The organism is Sphingomonas sp. CARO-RG-8B-R24-01, assembly GCF_022662295.1.
Taxonomy (GTDB): Bacteria; Pseudomonadota; Alphaproteobacteria; order Sphingomonadales; family Sphingomonadaceae; genus Sphingomonas.
In genome coordinates, this window is the sequence record NZ_JAKNQI010000001.1 from 501,348 (window position 1) to 517,149 (window position 15,802).

Genomic DNA, 15,802 nt, shown 5'->3' on the forward strand with positions numbered 1-15,802 from the left:
CGCGTGAGCCCCAGCCTGTGCAGCGGACGGTATTGCGGGGAAGCTGCCTTCTTAGCTCCCATGGCGAGCGGCGGACCCGTTCACGCCGCGAGCGCTACTCCACCAAAGTCCTGCGACACACCAGCTACCCTACCCCGCGCCTGCATCCACAAGTCGCCCATCACCGCATCCAGATGCGGCGGGTCGAACGGATCGAGACCCGAGCCCGGGTAGAAGGTCATCTCGCCGAACAACGGCACATCGTCCGGCTGGTAGAAATCCACCCGCACGAAATCGAAGCCCTGCCCGAGGTTCTCGGCGGCGGCGATCATCGCACCGAGCGCGGAGGGACGCGGCGGCAGGTCCGCGCCGTCCCCCTCGCATCGCCAGTGGCGGTCGAACACGATCCAGCGATGCCGATGCTCCCGCTCGAGGTGCACCTGGATGAACGCGACCACGCCGCCGAAGACGTAGAATTTGTAGTCGATCGGCAACTGGCCATCGGTGCCGATAAAGGGCTCGATCAACACCCCGGGCGGAATTTCGCGGTACAGCCATTCGTCCAGCCAGCCGCCATACCGCTGGTCGACCCAGCGGGCGGCCTGCCGGCGGATCATCGGCCAGTCGCACGTGCCGTCGCGCACGAACACGCGCTGGTTGCAGCCATGCCGCGACTTGACGACGATCGGCCCGCCGTCCGGGCGTTCCGCCGGGAGAACGGCGCCGTCCCACAGCGTGGGGACGACCCAAGCGCGGCCCAACCGATCGGCCACCACCGCCTTGACCGCGACCTTGTCCGCCAGCAGCGGCAAGCGCGGGTCGCGATCATGCAGCTTGCGCCATTGCACGAGCTCGGTGAACAATCGCGGGGTCCGCAGGTCCGGCAGGCGCCCGTGCCGCCACGCATAGGTCAACCGGATGCGCGCATGCGCCCCGAGCTGGAGCGAGCGTGGGGGAAGAGCGACGGGAAGCACCTCTGCCAAAGCGCGGCGGGACGCGAAGGTTCCCTTACTTCATCTGCCGCCGCACGCTCGCCATCGTCGCCTTGCCATAGGGCGGCTTGAGCCCCGCGAGCTTCGCCACGTCGAGCTTCGCCTGCTTGAAAACCGCCTTGGCATGGCTGAACGTCTTGAACCCGTCGAACCCGTGGTACGATCCCATCCCCGACGGCCCGACCCCGCCGAACGGCAGGTCCTCCATCGAGACGTGGAACACCACGTCGTCGATCGTCACCCCGCCCGAGATCGTCCGATCTAGCACGCGGCGCCGCTCGGTCTCGTCCGGCCCGAAATAATAGAGGCCGAGCGGGCGGTCGCGACGGTTGACCGCGTCGATCGCGCTGTCGACGTCGCCCACATAGCTGCGCACCGGGAGGATCGGGCCGAAGATCTCTTCCTGCATCACGATCATGTCGTCGGTCGCATCGCGGACGATGTGGAGCGGCATTTTCCGCGCATTGGAGCCCGCGAAATCCTCCCCCCCGGGGTTGACCACCTCGACCGTCGCGCCCTTGGCGCGCGCGTCGGCGACCCAGTCGGCGAGGCGCTGGTGATGCCGGTCGTTGATGATCGCGGTATAGTCCGGGTTCGCCAGCAGCGTCGGATACATTGCCGAGACCGCCGCCTTGAGCCCGTCGACCACGGCCTGTTCCTGCGCTTGCGGCACGAGCATGTAATCGGGCGCGAGGCAGATTTGCCCGGCGTTGAGCATCTTGCCGATCGCGACCCGCTCGGTCGCGCGCGCGATGTCGGCGTCCTTGCCGATGATGACGGGCGACTTGCCCCCGAGCTCGAGCGTCACGGGGGTGAGATTGTCGGCGGCGGCGTGGAGGATGTGCCGGCCGATCCCGGTCGCGCCGGTAAAGATCAGGTGATCGAACGGCAGTTCGGAAAAGGCCTTGCCGACATCCGGCCCGCCGCTGAAGAAGGCGAGTTCCTCGGCCGCGAAATACTTCACGCAGACCGTTTCGAACAGCGCGGCGGTGCGCGGGGTGAATTCGCTGGTCTTGACCATCGCGCGGTTGCCCGCCGCGAAAATGCCGGCGATCGGCCCCATCACCAGGTTGACCGGGAAATTCCACGGCGCGATCACGCCGACCACGCCCTTCGGCTGATATTCCACCCACGCGCGCGCGCCGAGCAGCCCGAGCGGAAATTGCACCGCGCGCTTGTCGCGCTTCGTCCAGCCATCGAGCGCGCGCAGCGCATGTTTGATCGGCGCGATCGACGAGGCGATGTCGGTGAGCATCGACTGTTCGCGGCTGCGGTGTCCGAAATCCTCGCTCAGCGCGTCGCAAAAAGCGTCGGCATTGTCGGCGATCATCGCCGCCGCGCGCTTGAGCCGGTCCTTGCGGACCTCCAGGGTGACGGGCAATTCCGTATGGAACGCAGCCCGTTGAGCCAGAAGCGTCGCCTGCAAAGTCATGCCCGTCCCCTCAAGCGCAGCCGATCAATCCCGCGACCGGCACGACCACGCTGTCCTGCCCCGCCCGGTCGAGCTGGAGGATGCCGTCGGATACGACACCGCCACTCGTGATCGACTCCCGCGTTTCGATCTTCATCGTCAGCTTGGCACCGATTGCCGCGCTGCCATAGGTCGTACTTTCGGCGAACCCGAGCCCGGCCCCGCCGACCTGCCCGCTGCGCTCCAGATCGATGATCTTTCCGCCGACCGACAGCCGCAGCCGCGCCGGGTCCGCGCCCGCCATCGCGATCAGCGCGCGCGTTCCGCTCGCGGTCCACAGATAGGCGGCACAGCCCTGCCTGGGCAGCTCCTGCTTGGGCAGCACGCCGAGCGGCAAGCCGTCGACCGATCCCGCCGGCGCGGGCGTGGCCTGCGGGGCGACCGCCAGCAGCACCGGCGCGAGGAACAGGAGCGCGTTCATGACGCCATGCCTACCAGCATCAGCCACGCCGGGTAAGCCGCGATCGCCAGCAGCGCGCCGAACGGCATGCGGTCGGAAAGCGTCGTCGGCCGCCCCCGCAGCGCGCCCAGCACCGCGATGCCGAGCCCCGCCAGCGCCGCGAACAGCACCACCGTCGGCAACATCCGCCAGCCGAGCCACAAGCCGATCGCCCCGAGCAATTTCGGATCGCCGCCGCCCAGCCCGTCCCGGCCGCGCAGCAGCCGATACCCCGCGCCGACCGCCCATAGCGCGACGAACCCCGCGGCCCCGCCGATCACCCGGTTGAGCAGCACCGGCATCACCCCGAGCGCGCCGGTCGCCAGCCCGGCGAGCGCCAGCGTTCCGGTCAGCCCGTCGGGGAGCCAGAAAGCGACCAGGTCCAGCGCGCCGAGCGTGAGCAGCAGCCACCCGAACACCGCGCCCCCCGCCCCGGCGACGCCGGGCGCCACCAGCCCCGCCGCCACGCCGATCACCAGCGCGGTCAGCTCGATCTGCCAGTGCAGCGGATCGATCCGCGCGCCACACGTCCGGCACCGCCCCCGCGCGACGAGCCCGCTGAGCAGCGGGACGAGATCGCGCGCGCCGAGCGCCACCCCGCACCCGTCGCAGGCCGAGCGCCCGTGCACCACCGATCGCCCTTCGGGCCAGCGCACCACGATCGTCGCGATGAAGCTGCCGATGATCGCGCCGAAGCCCCCGAGCAGGATCGGCCAGATCCAGTCATCCATGCGCATTCCCTCGGTTTCTGGTGGCTTCTGCGGTCATGTCGAACCGCCCTATAGTTTGTAAATCGGCAAAGTCGGCCCTAGATCGCACGCATCCCGATCCCACCAGAGGTTTGCTCCATCATGGCCACCGATCCCGTCGTCATCGTCTCTTATGCCCGCACGCCGATGGGGTCGTTCCAGGGGGCGTTGACGGGCGCGAGCGCGACCGAGCTGGGCGCGACCGCGGTCGGCGGCGCGGTCGAGCGTGCGGGGCTTTCGGGCAGCGCGATCGAGCGGATCTACATGGGCTGCGTCCTGCCCGCCGGACTCGGCCAGGCACCCGCGCGCCAGGCCGCGCTCAAGGCTGGCCTGCCCGACCATATCGAGGCGACGACGATCAACAAGATGTGCGGATCGGGGATGCAGGCCGCGATCCTCGCGGCGGATGCGCTCGCCGCGGGGTCGGCCGACCTGCTGATCGCGGGCGGGATGGAGAGCATGACTAACGCGCCGTACCTCTCCATGCGCCACCGCGCCGGCGCGCGGATCGGGCATGATGTGCTGAAAGACCATATGTATCTCGACGGGCTCGAGGATGCGTATGAGCCCGGCAAGCTGATGGGCAATTTCGCCGAGGATACCGCCGCCGCCTATCAGTTCACGCGCCAGCAGATGGACGATTACGCGATCGAGTCGCTCCACCGCGCACAACGCGCACAGACCTCCGGCGCGTTCGACCGCGAGATCGTCCCCGTGGAGATCGCCGGGCGCAAGGGGCCGACCACCGTCAGCCTCGACGAGCAGCCCGCCAAGGGCGACGTCGCCAAGATCCCGACGCTCAAGCCCGCCTTCTCGAAGGAAGGCACGATCACCGCGGCCAACGCCTCGTCGATCTCGGACGGTGCCGCCGCGCTGGTAATGACACGCGCGTCGGTCGCGGAGAAGCTCGGCCTCACCCCGCTCGCGCGGATCGTCGCGCATGGCGCGCATGCCCATGCCCCGGCGCTGTTCACCACTGCACCGGTGTTCGCGATGCGCAAGACGGTCGAGAAGGCGGGGTGGTCGACCGGCGACATCGACCTGTTCGAGGTCAACGAGGCGTTCGCGGTCGTCGCGATGATCGCGATGCGCGACCTCGACATCGCGCACGACCGGATCAACGTGAACGGCGGCGCCTGTGCGCTCGGCCATCCGATCGGCGCGAGCGGCGCGCGGATCCTCGCGACGCTGCTGTCGGCGCTGGAGGCGCGCGGCGGCAAGCGCGGGCTGGCGTCGCTGTGCATCGGCGGCGGCGAGGCGACCGCGGTCGCGGTGGAGTTGATGGCGTAACCGAGGACACCCCCCACGGCGTCGCGCTCCCCGCGCGGATCGTGCCGTTCCCGCGGTCGATCTCGCACGAGGCCCGCGCGATGCTGATCCGCGCGGTGCGCGCCGACGGGGTGCCGCTCAATACGCTCCACGTCCTGCCCGACCCGGCGGACCATCCGGCGTGGGCGGACCTCAAGACCGCCGCCGACGCGGGCTATGCGGTCGCGATGGAGGGGATCGCCGGGAGCCTGCGCGCGACCGTCGAGACGATCACGGTCGGCGCGGCTCGGGTGCATGTCGCGACCCCCGAGGGCGTGTTCGACGCCAGGCGCGCCTATATCGACCTGCACGGCGGCGCGCTCGTCTTCGGCGGCGGCGGCGCGTGCCGTACCGGCGCGCGCATGCACGCCGACCAGCACCGGGTGCGCTGCTACGGCATCGACTATCGCACCCCGCCCGAGCACCCCTTCCCCGCCGCGCTCGACGATTGCATGGCGACCTACGCCCACGTCCTAGCGCACCACGCCCCCGCCGACGTCGTGATCGGCGGACGCTCGGCGGGCGGCAATCTCGCGGTCGCGATGCTGCTCCGCGCCCGCGCCGAGGGCCTGCCGATGCCCGCCGGGCTGGTGCTGCTGTCGCCCCAAGCGGACCTGACCGAATCCGGCGACAGTTTCGCGGTCAACCGGCTGGTCGACGTCGTGCTCCCCGGCTCGCTCGCGGCGACCAACCTGCTGTATGCGAACGGCGCGGACCTGCGCGACCCGTTGGTGTCACCGCTGTTCGGGGATCTTTCGGGGCTGCCGCCGACCTTCCTGCAATCGGGAACGCGGGACCTGTTCCTGTCGACCACGGTGCGCCTGCACCGCGCGCTGCGGCGTGCAGGCGTGGCGGCGGACCTGCACGTGTTCGAGGCGATGCCGCATGGCGGGTTCGGCGGCGGGACGCCGGAGGATGCGGAGTTGCGGGGGGAGGTTACGGCGTTTGTTGAGGGGGTGTGGGGAAGGTCAGGGGTTAAGATACAAACATAGGAAGCAATTGATCGCGCTTGCCGCAGCAACAGGTCATCGGTTTCGGTGATGAAATGCTGACATTCATGGTTGACGTAAGCGCGGCCAGCGGCGGGATGATTGATGCGCCTCCTTCCTCTTTCATTTACTGGGACAGCCCGTTAACATGACCACAAGTTAGCTGTGGGAAGCCACCGAACAAATTGGACAAGCAGCCAGGTGGCCGAGAAAGACACTGATCTCGAACTGAAATTCGACGGGGCACCCGTGCAGAGATTGCACGGCGCTCCGGCCGAGGCAGTGATCGCGTCTCTTAACGCGCTCCAGCGTATGATCTATATCATCGGTATGCGCGCAGAGGGTCGCGCTCTGAGCGAGCGGCTGAAGCCTACTAGCAAGGTAAAGCGCGAGTACGCAGTTGTGTGCCGCGCGCCTCGCAAAGGCAGCCATATTCAACCCTTTGCTGTCGCTTCACAGACCGGTGAAATGAGCGCTTCCTCCGCTGCCGCTCGCGAAAAACTTTTAGCGACATTGCGCGCACTCGATAGCGGCGAGGAGTTACGGCTTGAGGCAGTGGTCCCAAACGCTCGCGAGCGTTGGTTCTTAGCTAAGGCCGCGACCGGCTTGCTTCCGTCGGAAAGTAGCGGGCTTGAGGTAATGATCCGCGCCAGTTCGCGCGGCCCTTTCGCGTTTAAGGCGGATCGGGCGCGGGCCCTTTTGAGTGCGTATGACACTCCTCGGCCACCAGCCATCGATGAGGAGACGATCGCGGGTAAACTCCGGGCTATTGACTATCAACAGACTATTATGACGATTAAACCAGGGTCAGACCCCGCGCTTCGCATGGACTATCCTCTCCCGCTTGAAAACTGGCTCCAAACCAACGTTCGCAAACGGCTTAAAATCAGCGGGCGTCCAAAGATCAATGCTCGCGGCGACATAAGCTCGTTTGACGAAATCTATCAGGTCGTTGAACTTGAACCGCACCTGCAACCTATCGACCGCTTCACTTCAGGCGGAAAGATCTTTGCAACAAACCGTCCCATCAGCTTGCCTGTCACGGTACAGTGGGCGGATCGAATGTTCAGTTTCGCAGATCGTCGACTAGGCATTGATGTTGTCGTCGACAACGTGTCCGAGCTTCGTGATGGAGTTCTTTCGGAACTTGATCTAGTTTGGCGGCATTACGCTCAAGCAGATAACGATGAACTAGATGAGGAAGCGCTCGAGGTGAAACGGCATTTGCTTTCGCGCTTCGGGTCGCTCGCGTGATGGCGAGAGAGCGGAAGGAAATTGACGCATCCTTACAGCGCAAAGGCTTCAAGCGTGATGACGGCGATCACCACTACTATATATACTACAATCTTGCTGGTCTGAAGACGATCAAGAAGACTAAGATGAGTATGGGAACTTCGCACAAGACCATCGGGGATCCCTTACTCGGGCAGATGGCGCGACAGATCGGCGTGACCAAGCCAAGCTTCCTAGAGCTTGTGGACTGTACTCTGGATCAGGCTGGCTACGAAGCTCAAGCTTTCCCGCCGAGAGGGGACTAGCTCAACACCGGAGGGTTCGGCTCGGAAGCGGACTGACCGTTATCCAATCAGTTATTTGAGTTCGTTTTATACTCCGGTTCGTCCAGTGCGTCCTGTCGCAAGGGCGACCCGCTACAGCCTGTAAGGAAGCGCAATTCCCCGACGCCGGTGAGCTCGCGTGATCGGGCAAGCCCGCACCACTCGCCCGCGTGGGTATTTTACCGCCGCGACCGATCCGCTGTCCTACACCCCTGCCAAGGTGTAAGAGGAAAGGCGCGCTCTTTGACAGCATCGGCCCCTCCCCCTTCCCCGCGGCAGCGGCGCCGGGTGCAAAAAGATTCCGCCTAACTTTCGCCTAACCTTCCGCGCCCCGATCCTCCGCGGCCTACGCAAGATCCCTGGTAAAGTACTGAGAGAACTCGGTATCATGATAACCCCCGAACGGCGCACACGCCACGAACCCGGCACGCCGATACAGCGCGTGCGCGGCCACGAACGGGGCGTTCGACCCGGTCTCCAGGCTCAGCCGCCGATACCCCCGCTCCCGCGCCGCGGCGATCAGGTGGTCGAGCAGCACCCCCGCCACCCCGCCGCGCAGCTGCGCGGGCGCGGTGCGCATCGACTTCACCTCGCCCCATGCCGGATCGAGCTGCTTGAGCGCCGCCATTCCCAGCAAGACGTCGCGGTCCCACGCGGTCCACACCGTGACCATAGGATCGCGCAACCCGCTGACATCGAGCGCGAAGACGCTTCCCGGCGGGGAATTCTCCTGCGCCGCGCGCAGATGCAGATTGAGCAGCGCCAGCACGTCCGGATGCGTCAGATCATCGCGCCGGATCGTCCAGCCGTTCACGGCAGGGTTTCGCCCGCCTCGCTGCCCCACAGCCGCTGCTGTTCGACGAAGCCGCCGCGTCCGTGGACGTCGAAGTAGCACCAGCCCCCCGCGCACTTGCTCAATCGACCGACCACGCCCGGGGCCGCGCGCCAGACGATCCGGCCGCCCGCGTCGGGACTGGCGCGCAGTTCGGCGACCTGGCCCACGATCAGCGCCGTCCGGGTCTCGCTCAGCAGCCCGGCCATCAGCCAGCCTTGCGTGCCACTCGGATCCTCGACCTTATACCATTGGCCATGTTCGAACACGTTGATCACCCGCACCGGCAGGTCGGCGCGCTGATAGACCCAGGTCACCGGATAGGTCCGCCCCGGGCCGCTGCGCATCCGGGCCTTCTTTGCCGCGATCGAGGCGAGGAAGGGCGGCTTCCGGTTGGCCATCGCCGCGATCGCGGGGGAGATTGCCCCCACGCCACCGCTTACCGCCGCTATTGCCAGCGCCAGCCGGGCCCCGATCCGCATCGTCTGTCGCATCACCATCATGCCCCCGCTTATCGCGATTTGGCGCGGCGCTTCAACACCCGTTGACGCCGGGCGGGCCCTCCGCCAAGCCTGTCGCATGCCCGAGACGAGACGTGTCCCGAACCCGCGCGTAGCCGTGACCCGCGAACTGCCTGACGTGGTGATGCAGCGGATGGAGCAATTGTTCGACACCCGCATCCACCGCGGTGCCGCAGCGCTGACTCGCGACGAGCTTGCGGTTGCGATGGCGGATTGCGACGTTCTGGTCCCGACCGTGACCGACGAGATCGACGCCGGGCTGATCGAGGCGGCCGGCCCGCGACTGAAGTTGATCGCCAATTTTGGCGCTGGCGTGAACCATATCGCGCTCAAGGCGGCGCGCGCGCGCGGGATCCTCGTTACCAACACGCCGGGCGTGCTGACCGAGGATACCGCCGACCTGACGATGGCGCTGATCCTGTCGGTGCCGCGGCGGCTGGCGGAGGGCGAGAAACTGGTTCGCTCCGGTGCGTGGCAGGGCTGGACCCCGGGTGGCATGCTCGGCCACCGGATCGGCGGCAAGGCGCTCGGCATCCTCGGCATGGGGCGAATCGGCCAGGCGGTCGCGCGGCGCGCGCGGGCTTTCGGCCTGTCGATCCACTACCACAACCGCCACCGCCTGCCCAAGGTGGTCGAGGCGGAACTGCAGGCGCAATGGCATCCCCATCTCGACGAGATGCTGGGGGCGATCGACCTGCTGACGATCCACACCCCGCGCAACGCCGACAGCGAGGGGCTGATCGACGCGGGCCGGATCGCGCTGCTGCGGCCGCACGTCTATGTCATCAACACCTCGCGCGGCGGGATCGTCGACGAGGACGCGCTGGTCGAGGCGCTCGAGAACGGGCGCCTCGCCGGGGCCGGGCTGGACGTGTGGAAGCACGAGCCGGAGATCGACCCGCGCCTGCTCGCACTCCCCAACGTGGTGATGACCCCGCACATGGGCTCCGCGACGTTCGAGGGTCGGCTGGCGACGGGCGAGAAGGTCATCGCCAACATCCGCATGTGGGCGGACGGCCACCGCCCGCCCGACCAGGTGCTCGAGGGCTGGGCCTGACAGGATCGGGCCTGCGGCGTCAGACCGCTGACGGCGGGATGAGCCGCCACGGCAAGGGCAACGTCTGCCGCCACAGGGCCGCGGCGCGCTGTCGCGGGGACAGGTCGTCGGTCATCGACGCGATCTGGCGATAGGACAGGCCCGAGCGATAACAGAAGAACGGCCGCTCCGGAATCCGCGCGAAGTAGCTGAAGAACAGTGCCGCCCGGTCGTTGCCAGTCGCGGGCTTGCCGCGGTGGAAGAACCGCGCCGTATCCGCGAACACGGCGGTACCCGCCGGGCCTTCGCAACTGATCGGACGGGTGCCCAGCACGCATCCGTCCTGCTCGACCTCGTCGGCCTCCCGCAGGTAGAACATGTCGCGTGGTCCCGTCTCGTAGGACGCGGGATCGAGGATCGGCAACAGCTGGAACGGCCCGCCCGCCGCGTCGACGTCGGTCAGGTAGATCGCCAGCTTGACCATGCGCCGGTCCTCGCGATCGCGATGCCATTTGCGGGTCGAGACGGGGCGTCCGTCGGCGACCGTATATTGCAGGGTCACGCCGTCATAGGCGACCGGCAGCCCGATATACGCCTCGACCAGATCGAGCAGCCCGGCGTCCAGCCCGAACCGATAGATCTCCGGGTGCCGGGCGATTTCGTCGGCCGGAACGTACAGGAAGTCGATCCCCTCGCGCCCCCGCGCGCGCAGCCGGTCGGCCCACGCCTGCGCCAGATCGGCCGCGCTCCGGAGCATCGCGCCCGACCCGGGAATGCCGAGCGTGGCGACGTCCCGCTGGCTGACCCCGCGCTGATCGACCTCGGCGAGGATCGCGTCCTGCGCCGGGGTCAGGCGGGGCAATGCCGGGCGATGGAGCGCGACCGAGGCGTCATAGCGTCGCGTCCGGAGCGTGTGGACCATCGGGCGTTGCGCAAGATCGCTGGCGATCCGCCACGGCACCGACTGCGCCCGCCGCTTCAACCCACCGACCAGGTCCATACCCGTGCCTTACGCTGCAGTCCGGCATCACGACGCCCGGCCTGTCACGACGATCCAGCAATACCGCCGGGCCAAGAATACTCCCGAAACGGCCCTTGCACCATCGCAGCGGCCCCATCTTTTAGCAGTACGCAGGTCTTGCGTTGCTGCGGATCGTTCGTGCCGTCCGTCAGGGCAGGACATGCAGCGGTGCATAGCCGCGATCCACCTCGGTCCAGGGTTGCGGCCGCGCCATGTCGAGGCGGCACAGGTGTTCGATCGCATGTCGTGCCGCATAGTTGGCGACGCGGAGATCGTAGTCCGGGTCGCGGGGGTTCGCGAAATCCCAGTCCGGTGGATTGATGCTCGAAAAGCCGTTGATCGTCGGCAGCGTCCACCGCGCCGCCAGGTACATCGCATCGACATTGTGCGGATAGAGCGCGGTGTGCGCCGCATCGCCATACGGTGGATCGCCGCGCCGGGCGCTGACGACGTAGAAGGTGCGGCAGGGCGCAGGAGGGGCGGGCGCGGCCGCCAGCACGGCGCCGTCCCGGGTGCGGCTGAGCTGTACCGGGACATCGCTGCCGAATTCCTCTGCCACGAGCAGAGTCAGGACCGCCGCGAGGATCACCGGTCGTCGTCGCCACGCACGGCGCGCCACCTGCCGAAACACCGCGGTGACGATCAGCAGCAGCGGCAGGACGAGAAACAGCTGATAGCGTGACACGACGCGCAATCCCCGCGCGCCCGGGACGAGATCGGACACCATCGCCCACCCCGAGACCGTCCCCACCCGTATCGTCATCAGCCAGCTGACGGTGACGGCCAGCGCAGCCGCGCGCCACAGCGGGGGTGCGAAGCCCTGTCCGGGACCCGACGGGGCCGCGATCGAACGCCACAGCGCCGCCACCGCCAGCAGGAACAGGAACGGCGCAATACCGGTACTGTGCTCCCCGCCGGGCGAAGCCCCGAACAGCCATCCCCACACATAGTTGGACGGACCCACATTGAGCACATCCCCCGGCAGTACGAGATAGGGAAATGCCGCAGGATATGCCCTGCCCCCGCTTTCCCGCATCTTGGGCAGGTACAGCGCCAGAAACGGAATGAGCGCGACCGCAAAGCTAGCCAAGCCAACGGCCAGGACCCCGTAATATGGCGCGGCCACCCGCCGGAGCGTTGACGGTCGCCAATTTCCGGAAGTCATCATCCAGCACAGGGCGAAAAGAGTCGCGAAGACCAGCGTGAACCACGCCATGTAATAAGCGGTGAGCAGCCACGCCGCCATCAGCAGCGCCAACGCCATCGCCCACAGGCCGCCGCGGATCGGCCGGCGCCCCCGGGCTTCCCGTGCCGCCAGGAACGCCAGGATCATGGCCACCGGCAACAGCGCGACGGTCTGAACCTGCGCATGACCTGCCTGCACCATCAACCCGTTCGCGTTGGTGAACACCATCGCCACCATCAGCCCGGCAAGCCGTTCCCATCCCAGCACGCGGACGACGAGCCGATAGGCTGCGAAAAAGCCGATCGTCTTGAACGTCGCGATAGTGAGCGTGTCGGCCAGCAGCGGGTCGGCGAACAATCGCCAGAAACTATAGACGACACCGTACAGCAAATAGCCGTCGTTATACCCCAACGTATCGGGATATGGCGCGAAATAGCCGGTGACGTTCCAGTTTGCCGCGCCGGCGAACACCGCGCGCCAATGCTCCAAGATGCTGATTTCGATCAGGCCGTCCGCCCGATCGCTGAAGCCGAGATCGAAGCCGCTCAGGATCTGGCCGCGGAAGAACAGCGCCATGGCGATCAGATAGACGATCGCCACGACCAGCCAGCGTCCGCGGCGCGCTAACCGTCGTGCTTCACCGACCGAGACATTCAGGGGGGCACGCACGTCGGTCATGGCGAAGCTGCATGACGCCGGACCGAACCACCGTCAATTCGCCGACCGCGGCACCATCCCCCCTCACCGCGTATGGAAGAAGTCGTACAGTTGCTGCGCCACCGCCGCGCTCACGCCGGGGGCGCGCTGCAGATCATCGAGGCTCGCGTTGCGGACCGCGCGCGCGGTGCCGAAGTGCATCAGCAACGCCTTCTTCCGCGCCGGACCGATCCCCGGCACATCATCGAGCGGCGACGCGCCGATCGCCTTCGCGCGCTTCGCCCGATGCGCGCCGATTGCGAAACGGTGGACCTCGTCGCGCAGCCGCTGGAGGTAGAACAGCACCGGCGCATTGACCGGCAGCTGGAACTCGCGCCCGTCGAGCATGTGGAACACCTCGCGGCCGTCACGCCCGTGATGCGGCCCCTTGGCAATCCCGACCAGGACGACGTCCTCGATCCCGAGTTCCTGGAGCACGCCCTTCACCGCATTGAGCTGCCCGCGCCCGCCGTCGATCAGCACCAGATCGGGCCAGTCGCCCGAATCGCGGTCGGGGTCCTCGTTCTGCGCGCGCGCGAAGCGGCGGCCGAACACTTCGCGCATCATCCCGAAGTCGTCGCCCGGAATGGTGTCGGGGTTCTTGATGTTGAACTTGCGATACTGGCCCTTGCGGAACCCCTCCGGCCCCGCGACGACCATCGCGCCGAGCGCGTTGGTGCCCTGGATATGGCTGTTGTCGTACACCTCGATCCGGTCGGGCGGTTCGGGCAGGTCGAACAGCTCCGCGACCTCGCGCAGCAGCTTCGCCTGCGTGGTGCTTTCGGCGAGGCGGCGGTCGAGCGCTTCCTCGGCGTTGCGCTTGGCCTGTTCGAGCAGTTTGCGGCGCGTGCCCCGCTGCGGCATCGACAGCGCGACCTTGAACCCCGCCTGCGCGCCGAGCGCCTCACCGAGCAATTCGGCTTCGGTCAACTCGCGGTCGAGCAGGATCGTGCGCGGGGGCGGCACTTCCTCATAGAATTGCGCGAGGAAGCCGGTGAAGATCTCGTCCTCGGGCACGTCGGCGGTGTGCGCGGGAAAGAAGCTGCGGTGCCCCCAGTTCTGCCCGCCGCGGATGAAGAACGCCTGGATCCCGATCACGCCGTTCTTGCACGCCATCGCAAAGATGTCGGCATCGCCCAGCCCCTCGGCGTTGATCGCCTGGCTGCCCTGGATGAACGTCAGCGCGCGAAGCCGATCGCGGATGATCGCGGCGAGCTCAAAGTCCATGTTCTCCGCCGCAACCTGCATCTGCGCGCCGAGCTTGGCCTGCACCTCGGTCGACTTGCCCGCGAGGAACGCCTTGGCGTCCGCGACGAGCTCGGCATAGCCATCGGTGTCGATCCGCCCGACGCACGGCGCGGAGCAGCGCTTGATCTGGTACAGCAGGCACGGCCGGTCCCGGTTCTTGAAGAAGCCGTCGGTGCAACTCCGCAGCAGGAACAGCTTCTGCAACGCGTTGAGCGTGTTGTTGACCGACCCCGCACTCGCGAACGGGCCGTAGTAATTGCCCTTGGCGCGCCGTGCGCCGCGGTGCTTCTGGATGCGGGGGAAATCATGGTCGGCACGGAGCAGGATGAACGGGAAGCTTTTGTCGTCGCGCAGCAGCACGTTGTAGGCGGGGCGATAGCGCTTGATCAGCTGCGCCTCGAGCAGCAGCGCCTCGGCCTCGTTGTTGGTCGTGACGATCATCATCGAGCGCGTCTGCGCGACCATCCGCTGGAGCCGCTTGGTCAGCCGGTCGACCTGCGTGTAGTTGGTCACGCGGTTCTTGAGCGCGCGCGCCTTGCCGACGTAGAGCACCTCCCCGCGTGCATCGAGCATGCGATAGACACCCGGCCGTATCGGCAGCGTTGCGAGCACGTTGCGGATCGCCGCGACGCCCGCCTCGATGTCGGGCGCGTCGCTGCCGCGGACGGTGAAGGTGGCCTTGTCTTCGTTGAAGCGGGTCGGGGCATTGGGATCGGACATTGACGACGATCTAGGCATTCGCGCGGGCGGATGCCACGGTTTCGTTGGTTATCGTGCACCCGCTAGCGCAGCACCCCGGTCGCGCGCAGATGACGCTAGGTGCCCCTTCCCGTATCGGTTAGACTTCCCGCATGTATGTCTCGATCACCGGTCTTCGCCTCAAGGGCCCGCTCAGCTTCCCGCGCTTTGCCTGGCACGCGGTGGGGTCGATGCGCCAGGCGCAAACCGCGCCCGGAAACCTGCGCGCCCAGGCACGGCGGATCGACGGGGTGCATCACACGCTGACCGTGTGGACCGACCGCGCCGAGATGCTGGCGTATCTGCGCAGCGGCGCGCATCTGCGAGCGATGAAGGCGTTCAAGGCAATAGCGACCGGGGCTGTGCTTGGGTATGAGGCGGACGCAGCGCCCGATTGGAGCGAGATCCCCACGATCTGGCGGGAGCGTGGTCGCGCGGTTTGACTGGGGGCGCAAGCTTTGCGTCAGCCCGGCGAAGGCCAGGGCCGCCACGCACGTCACCGCTCGCCGCCAATCACGGCCCCCCAGTTTGCTGTTTTCCCGCGAAGGCGGGAATCCAGAGCAAAGCAAAACAACGCCTTACAACTCTCGCGACTCCTGGGCTCCCGCTTTCGCGGGAGAACAAAAACGGTTTCGCCGAGGTGTCGCCTTCGTCGCGGTAATGGGGGCCCGGCTGAACCGCGCCTACTTCAGCGCCGCCAGATCCGCCTTCACCCTGGCCAGCGCCGCATCGCTCAGCGCGCCCTGCGACAACGGCTGGACCTGCGACAGCGACATGCTCTTGAACTGATCGTACATCGGATGCGCGGTGATGTTGTTGAGGTCGGTGTCGAGCACCTTCTTTGCCGAGGGGTCGGACGCGATCGTCTCGATCGGCGTGTCGAGCGTGAACTTGGCAACGGGGGTCGCCGCCGCTGCGGGCGCGGCCGGCGGGACTGGCGCGGTCGACTGCGCAGCCAGCGGCGCCGCGGTCAGGGCAATGATCGCGGCGAGAACGGCAGATTTCATGGCAGGGCCTCATTGCAGGAATACGGCGCGAATC

Annotated in this window: 16 protein-coding genes; 6 read left to right on the forward strand and 10 right to left on the reverse strand. The window is 67.1% G+C overall.

Annotation, left to right across the window (positions count from 1 at the left end):
- Positions 1 to 80 precede the first annotated feature (80 nt).
- Genes L8G49_RS02325 through L8G49_RS02340 form a run of 4 tightly spaced genes read right to left on the reverse strand, consistent with a single transcriptional unit; the run spans position 81 to position 3,612 of the window.
- A complete protein-coding gene (locus L8G49_RS02325) occupies positions 81 to 953 on the reverse strand; it encodes an ATP-grasp fold amidoligase family protein (protein ID WP_242182823.1) in 873 nt (290 codons plus the stop codon).
- A 34-nt stretch (positions 954 to 987) separates the two neighbouring features.
- On the reverse strand, positions 988 to 2,403 hold the full coding sequence (locus tag L8G49_RS02330) for a coniferyl aldehyde dehydrogenase (protein ID WP_242182215.1): 1,416 nt from the start codon (positions 2,401 to 2,403) through the stop codon (positions 988 to 990).
- A 10-nt stretch (positions 2,404 to 2,413) separates the two neighbouring features.
- Positions 2,414 to 2,863, reverse strand: coding sequence for a hypothetical protein (locus L8G49_RS02335; RefSeq protein WP_242137435.1), 450 nt, complete (start codon positions 2,861 to 2,863; stop codon positions 2,414 to 2,416).
- Entirely contained in the window at positions 2,860 to 3,612 is a 753-nt protein-coding gene (locus tag L8G49_RS02340) for an A24 family peptidase (protein WP_242182217.1), read from the reverse strand. The genes L8G49_RS02335 and L8G49_RS02340 overlap by 4 nt, the downstream gene beginning before the upstream one ends.
- A gap of 120 nt (positions 3,613 to 3,732) precedes the next feature.
- On the opposite strand from L8G49_RS02340, the gene L8G49_RS02345 reads away from it, so the two are divergent.
- From L8G49_RS02345 to L8G49_RS02360, 4 genes are all read left to right on the forward strand, one after another.
- Positions 3,733 to 4,920 (forward strand): acetyl-CoA C-acyltransferase, encoded by a 1,188-nt coding sequence (locus L8G49_RS02345; protein WP_242182219.1) that lies wholly within the window; start codon positions 3,733 to 3,735, stop codon positions 4,918 to 4,920.
- 41 nt (positions 4,921 to 4,961) lie between these two features.
- The gene (locus L8G49_RS02350) at positions 4,962 to 5,930 is read left to right on the forward strand and encodes an alpha/beta hydrolase (protein WP_242182221.1); all 969 of its coding nucleotides are present in this window, start codon (positions 4,962 to 4,964) and stop codon (positions 5,928 to 5,930) included.
- Positions 5,931 to 6,239: 309 nt separating this feature from the next.
- Positions 6,240 to 7,181, forward strand: coding sequence for a hypothetical protein (locus L8G49_RS02355; protein ID WP_242182223.1), 942 nt, complete (start codon positions 6,240 to 6,242; stop codon positions 7,179 to 7,181).
- Positions 7,181 to 7,465: a hypothetical protein gene (locus L8G49_RS02360; protein WP_242182225.1), complete on the forward strand. Its 285-nt coding sequence runs from the start codon at positions 7,181 to 7,183 to the stop codon at positions 7,463 to 7,465. Before L8G49_RS02355 ends, L8G49_RS02360 begins: the two co-directional genes overlap by 1 nt.
- A 364-nt stretch (positions 7,466 to 7,829) precedes the next feature.
- On the opposite strand, the gene L8G49_RS02365 is transcribed toward L8G49_RS02360, so the two are convergent.
- Positions 7,830 to 8,297 carry a GNAT family N-acetyltransferase gene (locus tag L8G49_RS02365; RefSeq protein WP_242182227.1) on the reverse strand — a complete coding sequence of 156 codons (468 nt, stop codon included), beginning with the start codon at positions 8,295 to 8,297 and terminating at the stop codon, positions 7,830 to 7,832.
- On the reverse strand, positions 8,294 to 8,818 hold the full coding sequence (locus L8G49_RS02370; protein ID WP_242182229.1) for an SH3 domain-containing protein: 525 nt from the start codon (positions 8,816 to 8,818) through the stop codon (positions 8,294 to 8,296). Before L8G49_RS02370 ends, L8G49_RS02365 begins: the two co-directional genes overlap by 4 nt.
- Before the next feature lie 76 nt (positions 8,819 to 8,894).
- Between L8G49_RS02370 and L8G49_RS02375 the strand changes: the two genes are divergently transcribed.
- The gene (locus tag L8G49_RS02375) at positions 8,895 to 9,893 is read left to right on the forward strand and encodes a D-glycerate dehydrogenase (RefSeq protein ID WP_242182230.1); all 999 of its coding nucleotides are present in this window, start codon (positions 8,895 to 8,897) and stop codon (positions 9,891 to 9,893) included.
- Between the two features lie 19 nt (positions 9,894 to 9,912).
- Here the strand turns inward: L8G49_RS02375 and L8G49_RS02380 are convergent, their stop codons facing one another.
- The 3 genes from L8G49_RS02380 to uvrC form a co-directional block, all read right to left on the reverse strand.
- Complete coding sequence (locus tag L8G49_RS02380) at positions 9,913 to 10,872, reverse strand: hypothetical protein (RefSeq protein ID WP_242182232.1); 960 nt, start codon at positions 10,870 to 10,872, stop codon at positions 9,913 to 9,915.
- Between the two features lie 169 nt (positions 10,873 to 11,041).
- Positions 11,042 to 12,757: a hypothetical protein gene (locus tag L8G49_RS02385; RefSeq protein ID WP_242182233.1), complete on the reverse strand. Its 1,716-nt coding sequence runs from the start codon at positions 12,755 to 12,757 to the stop codon at positions 11,042 to 11,044.
- 63 nt (positions 12,758 to 12,820) lie between these two features.
- Entirely contained in the window at positions 12,821 to 14,743 is a 1,923-nt protein-coding gene (gene uvrC, locus L8G49_RS02390; protein ID WP_242182235.1) for an excinuclease ABC subunit UvrC, read from the reverse strand.
- 131 nt (positions 14,744 to 14,874) lie between these two features.
- On the opposite strand from uvrC, the gene L8G49_RS02395 reads away from it, so the two are divergent.
- Positions 14,875 to 15,204, forward strand: a complete 330-nt coding sequence (locus L8G49_RS02395; RefSeq protein WP_242182237.1) for a hypothetical protein — start codon at positions 14,875 to 14,877, stop codon at positions 15,202 to 15,204.
- A gap of 240 nt (positions 15,205 to 15,444) precedes the next feature.
- Here L8G49_RS02395 and L8G49_RS02400 read toward each other — a convergent pair whose 3' ends face one another.
- The gene (locus L8G49_RS02400; RefSeq protein ID WP_242137445.1) at positions 15,445 to 15,768 is read right to left on the reverse strand and encodes a hypothetical protein; all 324 of its coding nucleotides are present in this window, start codon (positions 15,766 to 15,768) and stop codon (positions 15,445 to 15,447) included.
- Between the last annotated feature and the right edge of the window lie 34 nt (positions 15,769 to 15,802).